The organism is Muriicola jejuensis, assembly GCF_010671595.1.
GTDB classification, from domain to species: domain Bacteria; phylum Bacteroidota; class Bacteroidia; order Flavobacteriales; family Flavobacteriaceae; genus Muriicola; species Muriicola jejuensis.
Genome location: NZ_JAABOP010000004.1, coordinates 80867 through 97316, shown reverse-complemented (window position 1 = coordinate 97316; position 16450 = coordinate 80867). Strand labels below are relative to the sequence as shown.

The following is a 16450-nucleotide window of genomic DNA, read 5'->3' as shown; positions in this document are numbered from 1 at the left end:
GGTAGAAGAAAAATCTTGGGATTACTCGATCAACGTCCCCATACCATCATAGGTTACCCTGTATATGGCATCCCCGTAATCATCGGAGATCAACAGGGAACCGTCTTCGAGAAACAACAGATCTACGGGTCGACCGAACTGCTCCTGAGTGGCTTCATCCAACCAGCCTTCGATAAATGTTTCGTAGCTGGTTGCTTGCTGGTTCTCATCCAGTTTTACCATGGAGATCCGGTAACCCGATTTCTTAGACCGGTTCCAGGAGCCGTGCTCCGCGATGAGTGCTACGTTGTCGTATTCCCTGGGGAACATGGTACCCGGGCTGAATTTGACGGCCAGAGGGGCCACATGGGCACCCAGGGGCTGTACCGGGGCTACAAAGTCCGAACAGGGTCTCAGGCCACCGAATTCCGGATCGCTGATCGTTCCCCCATGACAAAAAGGATATCCGAAATGCTGACCCGCCTCCGTGACGCGGTTGAGTTCGCAGGGCGGGATGTCATCCCCCATCAAATCGCGGCCATTGTCTGTGAAGAACATCTCGCCGGTCTTGGGATGCCAGGTGAACCCAACGGTATTCCTGACTCCCTGGGCGTAGATCTCCCGGTTACTCCCATCGGGATCCATCCTGGTAATGGTGGCATAGCGGGCATCCACGGATGTAGAGTCACAAATATTGCAGGGAGCCCCAACCGGCACGTAGAGCTTGTCATCCGGGCCAAAAGCGATGTATTTCCACCCGTGGTGGAAGGCTTTGGGATAATCATCGTATACGACCACGGGATTGGGCGGATTTCCCAATCGGGTTTCTATGCTGTCATACCTCAGGAGTCGGCCTACCTCCGCAACATAAAGTGACCCATTTCGAAATGCGATCCCGTTGGGTACGGACAAGGTAGAATCCAGGATGGTTACATGGTCTGCCTTAAAATCCTTGTCCAGGTCCTGTATGGCATATACCGTCTTGTCATTTCGGGTCCCCACAAAGAGGGTTCCCCCCTCTCCCATCGCCATGGACCGTGCCCCATCTATACTGTCGGCATACACTTCGATCTTAAATCCTTGTGGAAATTTAAGCCGATCCAGGGGAAGGTTGGATGGCGCCTCGTCGTATTGCACGACTTCCTCAGCAACAGCATCCTTCTGTCTTTCTTCCCCACACGAGAAGAGGAACAATAAAACGAAAGAGATCAGGCTAAAAACGACAGAGAAGGATCGAATCTTCATAAGGAATACTTTCTTTTTGTTTGGACCGTCAAACATAGCAAACAATCCGCAAGATCCGGAAGGTCAAATCTTAAAAAAAATACAATTCCTGGAGGTATCAAAAAAAAGATCCTGTCCGGCAAGAACAGGATCTTTTAAAGATTTATAGCAAATAGGACCTATCTGGAACGGGCTTCAGAATCGGTTGTCGATTCCTGGTTGTAGTCATCGATCATCCTCAGAAAAGCTGCTTCAAATTCTTTGTTCACATACTTGCCCATTTTAAAGCCATCTGAAAATTGGTTTCTCAGGCCGTACTGATTGTTGTCGTAATTCTCCTTTACCCTGGGATTGTCCCCTATATAGTTTAGCAGGTTGATCTGGACCACGTTCGTAGGGTTCTTCTTGTCTTTCAGGACGAGGAGCTGAAAATTGTCCTGTATATAGTTGACCAGATTCGCCCTGTCCTCAAAGAATACGTCGGCCAGCTCCTGGTTGATCTTCCCGGTGGTCCGGCTATACAACTTGTACACATTGATCGGACCTTCGGCTACCTGTTCCAGGGTCATGCGCTTCGGGATCATCTTGATAGCCTTTCCTGTGAGGTCGGCATACCAAACGGTTTTAAACTCCCGTCCGTCTTCGAGGCTGAAACCTTCAAAATGTTTGGGTTCCATCTTTTGTTTCATTTTTCCTTTCATCTTCCCGGTTTTCATATACTTATCGAAGTCCTTGGGCTCCATATAGGTAATGCCTTGCTGGAAGCGCTGGGGAAACTCAAAATCGATCTCGATATAAACCTCTTTGGCCTTCCCTTTGTTAAGGTGCAGAACGCCTTTGTGAAAATTGCCCTGTGCAAAGGTGGCCACAGCGATAAAGAAAAACAATAGCCCCAGGATAGCTCGGTATTTTGTCATAATAAATAATCTGTTTGGTTCACAACAAGAGTAGAACGAACCATTATCTTAAATATTGTCAGTCAGGCAATTAGTAGAAAAACCCTCAACAGGCCTATTTGCGGAAACGCGAAAGCAGAATTCCCTTTTTGCTCGTATTGATAAAATAGACCCCGGTAAGCAGGATACAGGCCGCCACAATGGATTGGGTGGTGATAGACTCGTTCAAAAAGTAGGCGCCCAGTATCATAGCGACAATGGGATTCACATACGTATTGGTAGAAACCTTCTCGGGCGATATGTGTTTGAGAAGAAAATTAAAGGATGTAAAGGCCACAATGCTACCGAACAGGATCAAGAGCAACATGGCCCAGTGGGTAATGGGTTGCCAGTTAACAGGATTGCTCCAGGGTTCCCCGAAGGCAATACTAATGATCCCTAGCATGATCCCACCTGTAAACATCTGGTATCCCGTACTGACAAAGTAATTTGAAGGAAATTCCGCCCCCTGCACAAACAGGCTGCCATACCCCCAGGCCAGCATGGCCAGGAAGATAAGGACAATGCCCAGCCAGGCGTTCTCCTGTTCGATCACAATATCCTGGTTGATCAGCAGATAGATCCCTATTACCCCGAGGACTACGCCGACCATCGACATGGGTTGTATGCGCTTTCCCTGAAATATCCACATCATCAGGAGCACAATCAAAGGTTGGGCGGAGATCTCCAGGGCGGCAAAATTGCTGTCGACGTATTTCAGGGCCCAGACCACTACCCCGTTCCCGAAACTGAGGAACAAAAAGCCGGCGAGGATGCTATTCCCAAGCTGTTTTTTGGTAATCTTCAGGGATTTTCCCATCAGGGCAGCGATCAGGAAGATAAGGATACCTGCCGAGACAAATCGGATCCCGGCCAGCAGAAAGGGGGGCAATTCTGCCACTGCGATCTTGTTGAGGAGGTAGGTAGAACCCCATATCACGTAGATGGCAAAAAAGGCGGCAAAGATAAGGGGGACTTGCTTTTTGTTTTCCATAGACGGGTCCTCAACAGCCTGCAATAGTAATATTTTTTAACTATAGATTAGTACGATTGATGCCTGAAATTTACCCTTACGGCCTTTGTCTGAACCAGATATAGGTCCTGTTGGGGATCCACTCCTCACCCTGTATGGTATAGGAAGTGCTCACTTCACGGTCCATAAAGATCTCGGTTCGGTGTCCGGCTTCATAACTATTTCCATCAGGCAGTACAAAGGTTTGCCGCATACTGGTATGCGTACTGTCTACCTGCTGAAGAAACCCTTCGCCCTTGACCCCCCAGGGAGAAACCTGAATGACACGCATTTGTTTTCTCTCGGCATCCCAAAATTGAAAGAATTGCCAGTAGGCCTGGGTCCTTTCCCCTTTTTTTATACCGTAAAGAACCCCAAGCAAACTTCTCTTTCCCTTTCCCCAGGTCCATTCCACCGCATAGCTGTCGTCCGTCTCATTTTCATTCATATAGGCGGAGTTATCTGCCACCCAGACCCCAACGCTGCGGCTCATCTCCTCTCCTACCCATTCTGGTATTTGTGCAGACAAAGGGCTGGTAAACACAATAAAAAGAAAGATCAATTTCTTCATGATAGGTTATTTTAGCCTTGTATGGCGGGTTAATGTTCCGATTCAGCGACGGGGATCATCTCACCGCTGTACCTGATGGATGATCTGTGGCTGCTGTTGACGTTGATGTCGGCCTTGCCTGAAGGAAACAGAAAAAGTTTGAAGACCAGTGTCTCGATCCGGTCCCTTACCTCAATTTCCACGACCATGCGTTCTCTTTTCTCTTCCTTTTTCCATTTGTAGGAGAGCGGGATTCCTTCGAATGCAATTCCCACATCCCTGGCTCCATATCCACCTCCTATCTGCCTTTCACCAAAATACGGCAGTGCGATCATCACACTGTCCCCCTCCACCCTGAAGTAGTTGGCATTGCCCATAAGGTTGATACTGTTGGCATTGCTCCCTGGCAGAAGGAGGCCTGAATTTACCACCTGAGTGATCCCCTGGGTCATCAGGGGAAAGGCCCAGTTGGCCTCAATACGATAAGACCGCGTGGTCAGTTTCTCTTCCAGTTTTAGCAGAGGATCCCCTGCCGATGTACGCTTAGAGGAAACAGCACAGGACATAATTAATGTAATAGTTATAAAATATAGATATATCTTATTGTAATTAAGCATTTTAAGAAATATTTTTCTTTAGAGAAACGAGAATCCCCACCAGCACGCCTATCCCAAAGCTCCCGAGAATGATCAGTACTTTCGACATGGATATTTTCCAGAACAAAAAATCAACATCGGTGACCTCCGAGTTCTGCAGGGAGAAAATGATGATCACCGCGGCGAATAAAATAGCCATCACAGTTTTAAATCTCATAGGGTTCCATTTAAAGTTCCTTACCTTTTTATGATTTTGGATTTATCGGTTAGCCCTTTTACATCCACCTCCGGGTTGCCGTACACATACACATTACTGCTGCCCTGGGCATCGACCTCCAGATTTTTAGTCGCATGAACATACACGTCTGCATTATTGGAGGTATACAGATCTACTGATCCGACTTTCATGTCCCTTCCATCCAGTTTGGAGGATTTTTTCAGGTTGTAGGCTGCATAGTCGGCCTGCCCATCAATTTTGAGTTCCGCGGTGTTGTTCACAGTAACCCTCAGGTTCTCAGTCTTTACTTCAGCCTTCATATCGGTCCTGTCATTCATGACAATCGTAGTGTTCTCCGCTTCTATGTCCAACCTGCCCCCTGCATTTCGGTGCAGGGTAATGGTCACGTCCGTGGATTCGATCTTTAGGTCGAAGCGACTCGAATTATAAGCGGCCAGGTAACAGCGATTCGCTTTGATGGCATCCTTGGCTGTGACCTTGGCATCATTCTTTAAAATAAAATGCTCTACGGACGATACGCTCAGATAAATATCCAGTTTTTTGCTGCTGGTGATTTCCTGAGTGGTATATACCCTGAGGACACTGTCCAGCACAAAGAACTCAATCACATCCACCAGATTGGAATCTGTTTCAAGGATATAGCCATTTCTCGATCCAGGATTCAGGTGGATCTCCAGTCCGTCATCTACTTCCAGAGAATTGAAATTCCCATCGATGTCCTGCTTTACCTGAATTACCTCTTTGTTTCCTTTGATCTTAGGCTTTTTTTGGGCAGAAAGGATAAAGAGGGGGATGATAATAAAACCAAGTAATATGACCTTATTCATGAGTATAAGAGTTAGTATCCCTTAAAAGTTACAACAATAATTCGCGCAATGCTATTCCAGTTGACCATCTGCCCAGGCGGTAGCATCAAACTCATTCACCCCTTTGAGGTCCTCTACCCAGTTCCAGGAGGTATAGACCGTTACTGTCACCGATCTCGATTTTTCATCAAAATCGTCTGTCCCGAACTGCCAGAGTATGTGATCAGCCTCAGGGAATCGGTTTGCTTCCAGGTTCTCATCGAAGAGGCGGTTCATGATATTGCTTTCATCCATCCCGCTATTCAGGACCCGGCAAAGGAATGAAGCCGTGAGTTTCTTTAAATTGCCCATTGCCTCAGGGCTCATTGCGGTGAGTCTGATGGTGAGTCTTGCGATATCCGGGGAAGGGAAATTTCTGGGAAAGGTCCAGTAGAGCATACACCCCACATGGAATAACTCCTCATGCAGGCTCAGGTCCGAGTACTCGATCCACAAAGGGTCTTCCTGCATCTCGTTGCCGAGGTTCTTGCGTTGCCCCTTATTGAGTTTCTCTCCCATCCTGAATTCCAGCACTTTCTCAACGGCCTCCTCCTTCTCAAAATCCGAAAGGGCCAGAGAGGCCATTTCCTTCAGTTCCGCCTCGGGAATATCCTCCGCCCCTTCGTATTCCAAATGGGTCAGTAATCCTCTGAATTGTTTATCGTCCCAGGCTCCGGGAATTTCGTGTACTTCTTTCAGTGCCAGGATCTCAACACGGTATTTGAATTTTGTCATTTCAGTTGGTTTAAAGAATGGGGTGAGAACCCCATAAAACGGATTAATTCCCTATCAAAAGTATGCAGAATTCGCTTTATTCAGGAATTATTATACGGTTTGCTCCGCCATTATTTTGTGATAATTTTCTCATTTCCTCCTTTCAGGAAAGGGATTATTTCTATCTTTCATAGGACAACCAAACCCGCGGGGATTTTATGGAGACCCAAGAAGTCAAACTCAAGAAATTCGGGACTTTTGGAGGGGTATTCACCCCTACCCTTTTGACCATTCTGGGTGTGATCATGTATCTAAGGCTCGGATGGGTGGTCGGCAACGCCGGTTTGCTCGGCACCTGGCTGATCATACTGTTTTCCTTTGGTATCACCCTGTGTACAGCCCTCTCCATGTCTGCGATCACTACCAACATCAGGATCGGGGCCGGAGGTGCTTATGCCATCGTTTCCCAGGCATTGGGATTGGAAGTAGGTGGTAGCCTCGGGATTCCCCGTTATGTCTCACAGGGGCTCGCAGTGACCATGTATATATTTGGATTCCGGGAAGGCTGGCTGGGGATCTTTCCCGCTCACAACCCCTTTCTGGTAGATGTGCTGGTCTTTGGAATGCTCTTCGGGATCGCCTACGTAAGCGCCAACCTGGCAATCAAGACACAATACATTATTATGGGGGTAATTATCCTCTCCTTTATTTCCATTGTCTGGGCAGCCTATGGAGGCTCCATGGTAGTGAGCAACGAGGAGGCCCTGAGATTCGGGACATTCAAGGGTTCTGCAGAAAATGCGTTTAGCGGAAGTGATTTCTGGATGGTCTTTGCGGTCTTTTTCCCGGCGGCTACTGGGATCATGGCCGGCGCCAATATGTCGGGGGAATTGAAAGAACCCAAGAAAAGCATCCCTGTCGGCACACTTTGGGCCATCGGTGTCAGCTTTATGATCTACATGGGCCTGGCCTACTGGCTGGCCCGAAGCGCCAACGAGGCAGAATTGCTGGGCGATTATTACATCATCGTCGACAAGGCGGCTTCGGGTCCTCTTATCATAGCCGGTATCCTTGGAGCCACCTTTTCCTCGGCCCTGGCCTCCATTGTGGGTTCATCGCGCATCCTTTTTGCCATGGGAGAACACAAGGTCCTCCCTTATTCCAAATTCCTCTCCGGGCAGAGTGCCAATGGACAGCCACGAAATGCGATGATCATCACAGGGCTATTGATCTTTGCGACCATGTTGTTGCGCAACATCAATGCGGTAGCCCCTCTGGTGACCCTCTTTTTTCTGATAACCTATGCCATGATCAACATAGTGGTCATCATAGAACAAAATCTGGGTCTGATCAGTTATCGGCCCGTCTTCAAGATCCCCCGATGGGTTCCTTGGGTCGGACTCATCTCTTCTGTATTTGCCATGTTCATCATCAACCCAACCGTAAGTTTGCTCTCGGTGATGATCGTATTCGCCGTGTACTGGTATCTGTCGCGTCAGAACCTGGAAACTCCTTTTGAAGATGTGCGTTCAGGACTCTTTGTCTCTTTTGCCGAATGGGCAGCGAAACACACCTGGGGAATGAAAAAAATGCAACAGCGGGCCTGGAAACCCAATCTGATGGTGCCGGTACGAGACATCAACGGGGTGAAAGGCATCTTTGAGTTTCTCAGGAATATCGCCAAACCCAAAGGTTCTATTAAACTCCTGGGGATAGAGCCATTTTCTGAAAAGAGTACCCTTTCCCTGAAACTGGAACAGCTCTCCGAGTCTTTCAGGACCAAGGGAGTATTTTCTTCCTGGACCGTCATACACACGGAAGAATTTACCAAGGGGATCAATTATGCCAGTCAGGCTTTGCAAGGGGCATTCTTCAAACCCAATGTCGTTTTCCTGAACCTCCAGGAACACGACGATTATGAGAAGGAGGTGCGTCCTATCATCCGGGAGTCTATCCGGCTGGAGATCGGTGTACTTCTCTATGTAGCCCATCCCACTGCCCTATTAGGGGAGAGGAACATCATCAATGTTTGGATCAGTGACCGGCAAAAGAACTGGAGTATTGGGTGGGACATTGGGAATCTGGACCTGTCATTGCTAATCGCCTATAAACTCAAGACCAATTGGAACGCTAGGATCAGGCTGATCACTGTGATCAGCGACCCGGGTGAAGAGGCCAATGCCAGGAACTTCCTCGAATCCCTGATCAACCTTGCAAGGCTGCCCAGTACGCTTACAGAGGTGCGTATCGGCAAGTTCAGGGAGATTGTGGAAGATGGGCCATCCGCAGATCTCAATATCTTTGGAATGGAGGAAAACCTCAGTTTCCACTTCGTTAAGGAAATGGTCTTCAAAACAAACAGTTCCTGCCTGTTCGTGAAAGATTCCGGGCACGAAAGTATACTAGCCTGAAAGTTGGGCGTATTTGGAGGGAAGGATCCCAAAAGCCTCCCTGAAACTCCTCGTGAAATGGGTGCTGTTTTTAAAGCCGTGGTCTTTTGCGATGTTTCCTATCCTGTCTTTAGAATCATGAAGGGACCTTAGGGCTTTTCTGAGGCGATAGTCCTTGAGAAATGCATAGGGTGTCTTTCCGGTAAGTTTTTTGACTTTTCTCGTGCATTGGGTGAGACTGTACCCGGTGGCCATTGCCATTTTCTCCCTCTTGAATACCAAGTTTGCCCAGTTTTTTTCACATACTCCATCAATGACCTGAAAAACAGTTTCTCCTTATCTGATAGGACGTAGATCAGATCTTCGTCTATTTCAGCATGTTTATTTTCCTTCCTGTAAGCTTTTCGCAAATCCCTGGTAATGATAAAATCGAATCTCATGAATTCACAAAGCCGGGTGAGTTCCTCAAAAAACAACATTGAGGCAGATCCTATGGCAAAGCCTGAAGGCACAGGAGCCAATGCCATATGCAGCCTGCGATGGTCCTTGGTGATCTTCGGCGTGACATATTTGAAATCGTCATGGATCTTATGGGCAGCAAAGATGGCAGAGGATGCGCTGGGGAAGACCGCCCTGCAGGATGCATCATCTACATAGAGCACTACCCCCTTGCCCTGTTGTATAGTCTTCGAAAGGCTATTCTGAAACTTCTGGTTGAAAAGATCGAACTGATTGGCATCCAAAAGTCTTAAGGAATCGCCGGTCTCCAGGACGAGGGCAACCGATCGCTTAGGGTTGTATAGAAGGGGATCCGAAACCACGGTGTTTTCTTTCTAAAATACAAAATATTAACGAGTATAAAGAAGGAGATACTGTCCAAGTATTTGTTGGGTTTCCTATGAAGAAATTATGTCGGCCGACCTTTTCACTTCTTTTACGGATACCCTGGGCCCCAGCACGAAGAACATCTTCATCATGCCTTTATTCTTCACCTGAATTTCTCCTCTGTATTCGCAATCAAAGTGGTCCTTGATCAAGGTATAGGTGTTTTCCCCAATGTTGATCCTGCCCTTTTCTGACATACGCTCCAATCTGGCAGCCACATTGACCGTGTCGCCCCAGATATCATAGGAAAACTTATTGTGTCCCACTACCCCTGCCACAACCGGTCCTGTGTTGATCCCTACCCTCATTTCGAATCTGGGTGTGCCTTCCTCCCCTTTCGTTTTCATCTTTTCCACATATTCAACGATCTCGAACGCAGCACACACCATTTTTAAGGCGTGGTCTTCGAGGGGTTCGGGAACTCCCCCTGCACACATATAGGCATCCCCTATGGTCTTGATCTTCTCCAGGCCGTATTTTTCAATGATATCGTCAAAGGCCGTAAAATAGGTCCCCAGGGAATTCACAAGCTGCTCGGGGTCTGTCCTTTCAGAATGGGTGGTGAACGACAGGAAATCCGTAAACAGGACTGTGACAGATTCCAGTTTATCGGCCTTGACTGCCCCGTGCTTTTTGAGCTCGTTCGCTGTTTTTTCCGGTAAAATGTTCAACAGTAATTTTTCGGACTTCTCTTTTTCCTGTTCGATAATGGCATTGGTCCTTTTTATATACACATTCCTGCGGTAGAGGCCTACGGCTAGCAATATAAACAGGAAGGAGGCTATTCCCGTTGAGATCGCGATGATGTTCTGGGTTTTCCTGCGCTGGTTGGCAAGGTCTAGTTCAACTTGTTTTTGCGCCAATTGTATGTCTGCCATTTGCTGTACGGCCTTGATATTCTGCACGCTGTCTCTGAAGGAAACATAGTTGCGATAATACTTAAGGGCGGCTCCCGTATACCCTGTCCGTTCGTAGAATTCGGACAGTTTCAGGTAGGCATCGCTGATTTCCGCTTTCAATCCATATCGCTTCGCCAGGGTCAGGCTCTGCAGGGCATACTCGAAGGCGTTGTCCCAGTCGCCTTTATCCGCATAGATATCGGAGATATAGGTCAGGTAGACCGCAATGGGATAATAGATGCCGAGCTCTTCCATGATGGCGATGGCAGCTGTCATTTTCTCCTCAGCCAGTTCATTCTGGCCCAACAGGGCGTATGCAAGACCCGTATTCCCCGTGTTATAGGCGAGGCCTTCTCGGTAGTTGATCTTTGAAAACAATTCGCCCGATTCCTTAAAAAGTAGCAAGGCCGAATCGGGTTTGGACATGAGCAGGTATTCATCTCCAAGGTTTTCTATTGCTTTAGCGTAGTTTGTTATGTCCTGTTCTGACTTGAGGATCTGAATGGCATCCTGGTAATACCGAATCGTGTTATCGGTACTTCCCATGCTGGAGTACGCCCCTGCGATAGCTATGAAGACTCTGCCCAGTTGTTTCTGGTCTTTGACTTCCTTGGCAATGACCACAGCTTCAAAATAGTTTTCGAGCGCCAGTCCGAGGTCCCCTTTAAGCTTGTATGCATTTCCCAACTGGAGGTAGCCCTGGAAGATTAAATTCAGGGAATCGGCCTCTTTTGCCTGTTCCAGGAGAAGCTCCCCATAGTGAATGATTTCATCAGGGTCGGACAGGCTGTAGGTGATATCCCGTAATAAAATGATCTCGGATTCCTGGGAGAATTCCCCGGCTTCATATATTTCCAGCAGGCTGTCTGAAACAGCCTTGTTCTGACTGAATCCCAGGTTCAGACATAAGCAGAGAAACAGCAATATCCGGTACGTTTTTGCTATGTCTCTTATACTCTTCATTCTCATTTTCTTCCCATTTACCACAGGACCCTTCCCGGGTCTTACTGCAAGATCTGAATCCTGGAAGTGATCACTTCCTCCTTCGACTGGTCATCGAGAGCGAAGTGGATCTTATACACGTATGGGGCATTCCCACCCCTGATCACGGTAGCCTGGAGGGCGCTATTGCCCGTGATAAGGTCTTTGCTGAAAATTCTGGGACCACTCAGGTATTGAATACGGGTGATCCGGACATCCCCCTCATCCTCACTGGAAGTTATGGCCTTCCACCTGATCTGGTCACCCACTCTTGCCTTTAATACGAAGTGAGCGGGCGGGGACTTGGCGCCATTTAAGCTAAGGGTAAGGGAAGAGGAAGGGTTCTGATCTCGGGGGTCCAATTCAAGGACAACGGTATGCAGATCCTGGGCCAGGGCGACCTCTCCTGCCAGTAAAGCTATTGCCGCTGCGAACCAAAATTTTGCTTTCATAAAACCTTCGGGAACTTCCATGGGAATAACCGTGCGCATACTCTCAATTACGATGTATTCGAGTTATAAAAGGCCTATTCTACCCTGATCTTAGGATCCAGGATATAACGGCCGAATCCCTTCACTTTAAAGTCGATCGCGTAGGTGTAATCCATGTCCCGGGGTGTTTTTCTCCGTACTTTGGCCTCTACTTTTTCCCTTCCATTGTTAATTCTTCCCGGGATGTTCATGGTATCGAAAATGTTCATTCCACTCCGATATCCGATCTTTTTGATCTTGACATCTTCCCCGTCCTGGGTGATCCCTTCCCAGATGACATCCGCGCCCACAGGCACTTGAATCGTAAAGTTTTTGGGGTTCCCATCGTCTACAATTACTACGGATGAAGGATTGGCACTCAAGGTACATCCCCCGGGGGCATCGTTGTCATTACCCAGATTGGCTGTATCAACAGTCAGCGTGATCGTCACGGTTTGTGTTACCTGTCCGTAAGACAGCGTAATGGCCATAAATAAAATGGCCGAAGTCAGCGTTCGAAAGAAAAGAATTCGTTTCATAATCTTGGTTTTTTAGTTGGTTAAAACAGGAGTCGAACAGACGTACCCCTTCCTTGGTCTTTTCTAAGATACTGAATTATATCCACTTAATCTATCCAATACCGCTATGGATAGGTTCGTGGAAAGAGTGATTGGAGGGGTTTAATGAAATCAAATGAAACCTGTCTGCTTGGTTAAAGCAGGTTCCAAAGGTTTAATGTCGATAAAGTTGAATAGTCAATGATCGCGGAGATCACTGGAAGACCGGATGGGTTCCGCTTCTGAAAAGGCTTCAGGCCTGTTTCACACGGACGGCATTCATCCCCTTCATTCCCTTCTCAAGTTCGAAGGAAACACTGTCATTCTCAGCTATTTCGTCAATGAGACCACTTACGTGGGTGAAGTATTTTTCGTTGTTCTCCGTGTCTATGATAAAACCAAAACCCTTAGAGTTATCGAAGAAGGATACTTTGCCTTTTCTGACCGGATCGAAGGGTTCCCGGTCTCCTTCCTCCTTCTTCGGGATTCCCAGGACGATGTCTTCGGCTTCCACCTGAATTTTTTTGGAGGGGTCCGGCGGGGTATCCACGAGGTTACCCAGGTGATCAACGTAGGCAAATGGGATTCCCTGGGGGTTGTTGTTCGACTCTAGCTTACGCGCTTCTTTTTTCTTCCGCTTTTCTTCCTGCTTTTTGATGCGTTTTTTTTCCCTTTCACTTTTGCTGTATGTCTGTTGAGATCTTCCCATATGCCGATTTTAAGCGCTGAAGGTAGGGAGTATCTTTGCAATTCACAAAGATCTTGGGCTGTTTCAGGCTCAACAACAAAAAAGAGTGCTATTATGCACTCTTTTCGGGTTGGTTTGGTTGGTTATTCGCGGAAAATACGATGTCCTTATATCGGTTTTACATTGGCAAAGAAAGTAATTACAGTTTTTCTGCGGATGGTTTCAAGGACGAAAAGGGATAAAAACTGTCCGAACGCCTCCTATGAGTTATCGGGCTGACTCAATAGCCCTTTTGGAACAATCCTAATGGATATAGCTACCGGCATTGATATCAATAGTGGTACCTGTAGCATGGTCCATTGCGCCGCTGGCCATAAAGCTTACAAGTGGAGCGATGTCTGTGGCTTCGGTAAGTTCATTGAGGGAGAGTTCTTCCAAAACCCGGGCTTCACCGTACTCTCCAATGAACTGTTCTGCCATGGCCGTTCGGGTGAAGCCAGGGGCAATGACGAATGCCTTGATATTGTATTTCCCAAAAGATCGGGCCACACTTCTGGCCAAAGAGGTCAGGCCGCCTTTGGATGCTGCATACGCCAGGTATTCCTCCGTTTCTCCCCGGAAGGCCGCCCTGCTGCCGATATAGATGATCCTGCCTTCCTGTTTTTTCTTAAAATAATCCAAGGCCACCTTCGTCAGCAAGCCTGCGGCATCGAGGTTAATGGCCAGGGTCTGTTTCCAAATGCGATACCACTCCCCCACTTCCATTTCCGTGGGATGGGGGATAAATACTCCGGCATTGAGGACCAGTGTTTGAAGGGACCCGAGGGAATGCAATACTTCATTGAAGAGACCGGTTACCTCCTCCCTATTCGCCAGGTCTGCCTTATGGACACAAACCTTATCATTTCCATATCGGGTAGAGAGGGTTTCGGCCCCTGCTTTTCCAGAGTTATAATGTACGCCGACTCTCGCACCATGCTGCAGCAAATGATCGGCTATGGCGAACCCTATGCCCCGGGAAGCCCCTGTGACCAGTATGTTTTGACCTTGTAATTTCATGTCCGGCAATTTGAATGGTTCCATTCTCCCGGGAAAAGTACTCATTATTTGCCACACTTGTACCAGCTATGGGCTCGGGAATGGGGGCATTAAAAGAAATGGGGCCAAGACCCCATTTCGAGATCAAAAAGATCCCTCAGATCGTCCTTACCTCCGGCTCAATAGGTAAGTGTTCCCTCTCCATGATTGGAAAATGTGCCATTTTCGTAATCAAATTCAAAAAAGAGGGTAATAAAGCCCGTAGCATTTTCAAACCGGCCTGTTCCGTCGTAGATCATAAAATCGATCGATTGTACCTCCGGGTTGTTTCCGACTACCACGGAATAGACCTGGTCACCATTGGCGGCCGTCTGGGTAGCGTAGATGTATTCTACAGGGCCTTGTTCGTTAAAGCAATAGGAAAGAGTAATGGTGAACCTGCCAAGATGAGTGGCATTTCCCACGCCCTCAATAGTAGACCTTCCAAAGCCTTCCCCAAAATCGCAGGCTTCCATTCGAATGGTCCCTGTGGTCCTTACTTTAAAATTTTTCTCCACGCTCATGGCGTTGGAATTCTTATATACCGAATTGGGGTTAGATTCCTTGGTGTATTTGAACAGAGAGCTTACGATCTCACGGCTGTTCAACAACGCCTGCTGATCGACGGTTTCGTCTGTGGTCGATTGGGTATCGCAAGAGGATAATAATCCTGCGAGGATCAGGGTGATAAAAATGTTCAATTTCATGACAAATAATTTAAGAGATAGGGTACTTTCTGCAATTAGGCATGGGAACGAGAACGCGCGATCCGGCCTAAGATATCGTTTAAAGACTGAGCTGTGTAACATGAACAATCTGAGGTCTTTAAGTTCGTTTTATTATCTGGGAAATACAATGATTTCGATCATATGGAGGATCAGCCACAAAAGAAAATGCGGGCCGAAAAGGCCCGCATTTATGACTAAAATCAGTTTTTGTAATTATTCTGAGGGAATCAGTTCAAAATCTACCGAAGTATAATTCCCTGCACTGATTTGCACGCTTTCAACGGTTTGGGATTCGAATCCTGTGAGTTCTACCATGACCTGATACATACCGGGATCCAGACCCATTACTACATATCCTCCGTTTTCCCCGCTAAAAGTGGTAGTGACCACTTCTCCTTCTCGCATCACCGTTATCTGTGCGCCATCTAGGGGAAGGAGGTCCTCCCCTTCCAAGGTCGATACCCCACCTTGTAAGGTGCCGGCCGTGGTAAGGTTGCTGACCTTGATCACGGGCTTGAAATTAAATCCATTAAAGTTATCCGAAAAGATCTTGCCTCTGGGCACAAATGAACTGCACACATCAAAATCGAACAACAGGTCTGCGGACAGCCCCGTGGTTACCACCAGAGGGGGTTTGATAAAGATCTTTACTCCAGACGACTCACCGCTGGGGAAATTCAACTGGAAAGTAGTGTTATCCTCGTCATTCAGGACGATATTAGCATCTCTCACATAAACGCGAAACAGGTCGTACACTCCTGCAGGAATATCGATGTCCACAAGGGTTTCGGTAACCCCGTTGGTAAGATCGAGCAGGTTCACAGTGATCTCCTCTTCCATCAGGACGATAAATGAGCCTGAATCGTCATCCGTCCCGGCCTTGTCAGTGTTTCCGTCATGGTCCTCATCGTTCTCGTCTTCACCCTTGTAGCGGGCTTCGACCTTAAAGATGGTGACATTTGCCTCTGCGACCATGTCATGGGGAAAAGGGGCATCTGTCAACTGGATGGTAAGGGAACCCATACCTGCGGGAGCAGGCTCCGATTTGGAGCAGCCCAGGACCACTAGTAACGCCAATAATAAATTATAGATACTTTTTGTTTTCATAGAATTTCTGTTTTAGGGACCTCTAAACTATTTTATCTGTTGCTGATACCAGAATGAAATCCCCTTTTTTCGATGAATTGCAGAACTATGAACACATAAAAAAATGGACCCTGAGGTCCATTTTACTACATTTTTAAAATTCACCTTACACCAAACTGGCGTTCAGATTGATCTTGGCCTTAAGCAATTGTGAGATGGGACAGGTTTTCTTGGCCTCCTCTGCGATTTCCGAGAATTTGTCCTTACCGATCCCGGTTACCTTTCCTTTAAGGTCGAGTGTGATCTCGGTGACATTGCCGTCCTCAAATAATACCGAAGCGTCCACATTTAATTCGTCAGGTGTAAAACCGGCATCTCCGAGCAAAAAACTCAGTTTCATAGCAAAACACCCGGCATGAGCCGCACCCACCAATTCTTCAGGGTTGGTCCCTACCCCATCCTCAAACCTCGTTTTAAAGGAATACTGGGTCTTGTTCAAAACGGTACTGGCGGTAGTTACCTGGCCTTTGCCATCTTTCCCACCACCGAACCATTGCGCATTAGCTTTTCTTGTAAATTTCATTTTATCTAATTGA

At 47.4% G+C, this 16450-nt stretch carries 19 protein-coding genes; 1 reads left to right on the top strand and 18 read right to left on the bottom strand.

Translation table 11 applies throughout. The annotated features are described in order from the left end of the window. Nucleotides 1–21 precede the first annotated feature (21 nt). From GWK09_RS12350 to GWK09_RS12315, 8 genes are all read right to left on the bottom strand, one after another. Nucleotides 22–1224 (bottom strand): PQQ-dependent sugar dehydrogenase, encoded by a 1203-nt coding sequence (locus GWK09_RS12350; protein ID WP_163693771.1) that lies wholly within the window; start codon nt 1222–1224, stop codon nt 22–24. Nucleotides 1225–1382: 158 nt separating this feature from the next. Then, nucleotides 1383–2120 carry a hypothetical protein gene (locus GWK09_RS12345; RefSeq protein WP_163693770.1) on the bottom strand — a complete coding sequence of 246 codons (738 nt, stop codon included), beginning with the start codon at nt 2118–2120 and terminating at the stop codon, nt 1383–1385. Between the two features lie 94 nt (nt 2121–2214). Continuing rightward, nucleotides 2215–3132 (bottom strand): EamA family transporter, encoded by a 918-nt coding sequence (locus GWK09_RS12340; RefSeq protein WP_163693769.1) that lies wholly within the window; start codon nt 3130–3132, stop codon nt 2215–2217. A gap of 76 nt (nt 3133–3208) precedes the next feature. Continuing rightward, nucleotides 3209–3721: a hypothetical protein gene (locus tag GWK09_RS12335; protein WP_163693768.1), complete on the bottom strand. Its 513-nt coding sequence runs from the start codon at nt 3719–3721 to the stop codon at nt 3209–3211. 29 nt (nt 3722–3750) lie between these two features. Beyond that, complete coding sequence (locus tag GWK09_RS12330; RefSeq protein WP_163693767.1) at nt 3751–4266, bottom strand: DUF4251 domain-containing protein; 516 nt, start codon at nt 4264–4266, stop codon at nt 3751–3753. Nucleotides 4267–4318: 52 nt separating this feature from the next. Continuing rightward, entirely contained in the window at nt 4319–4513 is a 195-nt protein-coding gene (locus tag GWK09_RS12325; protein ID WP_163693766.1) for a lipopolysaccharide assembly protein LapA domain-containing protein, read from the bottom strand. 20 nt (nt 4514–4533) lie between these two features. Next, nucleotides 4534–5361, bottom strand: a complete 828-nt coding sequence (locus GWK09_RS12320) for a GIN domain-containing protein (protein WP_163693765.1) — start codon at nt 5359–5361, stop codon at nt 4534–4536. A gap of 51 nt (nt 5362–5412) precedes the next feature. Beyond that, complete coding sequence (locus tag GWK09_RS12315) at nt 5413–6114, bottom strand: hypothetical protein (protein ID WP_163693764.1); 702 nt, start codon at nt 6112–6114, stop codon at nt 5413–5415. 197 nt (nt 6115–6311) lie between these two features. Between GWK09_RS12315 and GWK09_RS12310 the strand changes: the two genes are divergently transcribed. Continuing rightward, the gene (locus tag GWK09_RS12310; RefSeq protein WP_163693763.1) at nt 6312–8504 is read left to right on the top strand and encodes an amino acid permease; all 2193 of its coding nucleotides are present in this window, start codon (nt 6312–6314) and stop codon (nt 8502–8504) included. Here GWK09_RS12310 and GWK09_RS15135 read toward each other — a convergent pair. The 10 genes from GWK09_RS15135 to GWK09_RS12260 form a co-directional block, all read right to left on the bottom strand. Next, nucleotides 8496–8738: a helix-turn-helix domain-containing protein gene (locus tag GWK09_RS15135; protein WP_394367581.1), complete on the bottom strand. Its 243-nt coding sequence runs from the start codon at nt 8736–8738 to the stop codon at nt 8496–8498. The genes GWK09_RS12310 and GWK09_RS15135 overlap by 9 nt on opposite strands. Next, nucleotides 8633–9304, bottom strand: a complete 672-nt coding sequence (locus GWK09_RS15045) for a hypothetical protein (RefSeq protein WP_239530928.1) — start codon at nt 9302–9304, stop codon at nt 8633–8635. The genes GWK09_RS15135 and GWK09_RS15045 overlap by 106 nt, the downstream gene beginning before the upstream one ends. 75 nt (nt 9305–9379) lie before the next feature. Continuing rightward, complete coding sequence (locus tag GWK09_RS12295) at nt 9380–11230, bottom strand: adenylate/guanylate cyclase domain-containing protein (RefSeq protein WP_163693760.1); 1851 nt, start codon at nt 11228–11230, stop codon at nt 9380–9382. A 41-nt stretch (nt 11231–11271) separates the two neighbouring features. After that, nucleotides 11272–11739 carry a hypothetical protein gene (locus GWK09_RS12290; RefSeq protein WP_163693759.1) on the bottom strand — a complete coding sequence of 156 codons (468 nt, stop codon included), beginning with the start codon at nt 11737–11739 and terminating at the stop codon, nt 11272–11274. 35 nt (nt 11740–11774) lie between these two features. Next, nucleotides 11775–12257 carry a hypothetical protein gene (locus GWK09_RS12285; RefSeq protein ID WP_163693758.1) on the bottom strand — a complete coding sequence of 161 codons (483 nt, stop codon included), beginning with the start codon at nt 12255–12257 and terminating at the stop codon, nt 11775–11777. 271 nt (nt 12258–12528) lie between these two features. After that, nucleotides 12529–12984, bottom strand: coding sequence for a cold-shock protein (locus GWK09_RS12280; protein WP_163693757.1), 456 nt, complete (start codon nt 12982–12984; stop codon nt 12529–12531). Between the two features lie 282 nt (nt 12985–13266). Continuing rightward, nucleotides 13267–14022 (bottom strand): SDR family NAD(P)-dependent oxidoreductase, encoded by a 756-nt coding sequence (locus GWK09_RS12275; protein WP_163693756.1) that lies wholly within the window; start codon nt 14020–14022, stop codon nt 13267–13269. A gap of 158 nt (nt 14023–14180) precedes the next feature. Then, complete coding sequence (locus GWK09_RS12270; RefSeq protein WP_163693755.1) at nt 14181–14747, bottom strand: hypothetical protein; 567 nt, start codon at nt 14745–14747, stop codon at nt 14181–14183. Between the two features lie 234 nt (nt 14748–14981). After that, nucleotides 14982–15875, bottom strand: coding sequence for a DUF4382 domain-containing protein (locus GWK09_RS12265; protein ID WP_163693754.1), 894 nt, complete (start codon nt 15873–15875; stop codon nt 14982–14984). Nucleotides 15876–16020: 145 nt separating this feature from the next. Beyond that, the gene (locus GWK09_RS12260) at nt 16021–16437 is read right to left on the bottom strand and encodes an OsmC family protein (RefSeq protein ID WP_163693753.1); all 417 of its coding nucleotides are present in this window, start codon (nt 16435–16437) and stop codon (nt 16021–16023) included. Nucleotides 16438–16450 lie beyond the last annotated feature (13 nt).